The following is a 243-nucleotide window of genomic DNA, read 5'->3' as shown; positions in this document are numbered from 1 at the left end:
GAGCGAACGCGGAACAGCCTAAACCAGGGGGCTTGCCTCCTGGGGTTGTGGGACGTCTCACATGGAGTTACAAAGGAATATGGTAGGTGAAGAGGTCTGGAAAGGCCCGCGATAGAGGTAAAAGCCCTGTAACCTAAACTGTGTTCTCTCCGAGACGGATCCCGAGTAGTGCGGGGCACGTGAAACCCCGTATGAATCTGGCAGGACCATCTGTCAAGGCTAAATACTACCTGGCGACCGATA

At 54.3% G+C, this 243-nt stretch carries 1 rRNA gene; it reads left to right on the top strand.

Annotation, left to right across the window (positions count from 1 at the left end):
* Window positions 1-243 (top strand): 23S ribosomal RNA (locus HPT30_RS00265); the annotation flags it as partial.

Origin of the sequence: Paenibacillus agri (assembly GCF_013359945.1) — a bacterium.
GTDB classification, from domain to species: domain Bacteria; phylum Bacillota; class Bacilli; order Paenibacillales; family Paenibacillaceae; genus Paenibacillus_AQ; species Paenibacillus_AQ agri.
Note: the sequence above shows the minus strand (reverse complement) of the source record. Positions and strands in the feature narration are given on the sequence as shown.